This is a genomic window from Parapedobacter sp. ISTM3, assembly GCF_016533505.1.
Taxonomy (GTDB): Bacteria; Bacteroidota; Bacteroidia; order Sphingobacteriales; family Sphingobacteriaceae; genus Parapedobacter; species Parapedobacter luteus.
In genome coordinates this window covers 1-342 of the sequence record NZ_JAENGN010000081.1, presented here as the reverse complement: position 1 = coordinate 342, position 342 = coordinate 1, and the positions used below count along the sequence as shown (strand labels likewise).

Here is a 342-nt window from a genome sequence, read left to right as displayed (position 1 = left end):
AGGCCATGGCTTACGCCTACGCCCGATGGGACGGGCTCTCGGCTTACCTGTATGACGGAAACCTGCAGATTGACAATAACCTTGTCGAGAATGCCATCAGGCCATTGGCGCTGGGACGCAAAAACTACCTGTTTGCCGGCAGCCACGAAGCCGCCCAGCGGGCCGCCATGATCTATTCGTTTTTCGCCATCTGCAGGAAACATGAGGTCAACCCCTTCCAATGGCTCAAATACACGCTGGAAAACATCATGTCCATAAACCACAAAAATCTAGGAGACCTATACCCGCAGAACTATAAGAAAATAGTGCAGCAATCAAACATGTAGTTCATAGGGCGGATAC

1 protein-coding gene is annotated in these 342 nt (G+C 50.9%); it reads left to right on the top strand.

The features are described from left to right. Nucleotides 1-326 (top strand): transposase (locus JHJ32_RS22720; protein WP_200123040.1); only part of this gene is annotated, 326 nt, incomplete at its 5' end. Nucleotides 327-342: the final 16 nt, after the last annotated feature.